Here is a 465-nt window from a genome sequence, read left to right on the forward strand (position 1 = left end):
CTAAAGAAGAGGCTAAAGAGGCTTCTTCGACACCTGCCGCTTCTGCCGCTTCTGCTGCGCCTGCTGCTTCCGGTGAGTCTGCGCCCAAAGTGCAAGCGCGCGGTACCGATATGCGCAAAGAAGATATTGGCGGTGATTTTACATTGACCGATGGCGACGGCAAACCTTTCAGCCTGAGCGACTTGAAAGGCAAAGTGGTTATCCTGTCTTTCGGTTATACCCACTGTCCTGACGTATGCCCGACCGAGTTGCTGACTTACAGCGATACTTTGAAACAATTGGGCGATCAGGCTAAAGACGTGAAAGTAGTATTTGTCAGCATCGACCCGGAGCGCGATACGCCTGAAGTAATCGGCAAATATGCCAAACAGTTCCACCCTGATTTTATCGGCCTGACGGCTACCGGCGATCAAAGCCTGCCTGTCATCAAACAGCAATACCGTGTGGTATCGGCTAAAGTTAACC

1 protein-coding gene is annotated in these 465 nt (G+C 51.6%); it reads left to right on the top strand.

Going from position 1 to position 465, the window contains the following annotated elements; genetic code table 11:
* Positions 1-465, top strand: a 465-nt coding sequence (locus ACTHUR_RS20145; protein ID WP_440400566.1) for an SCO family protein, incomplete at both ends; no start/stop codon positions are given.

The organism is Neisseria sp. P0021.S007 (assembly GCF_051956855.1).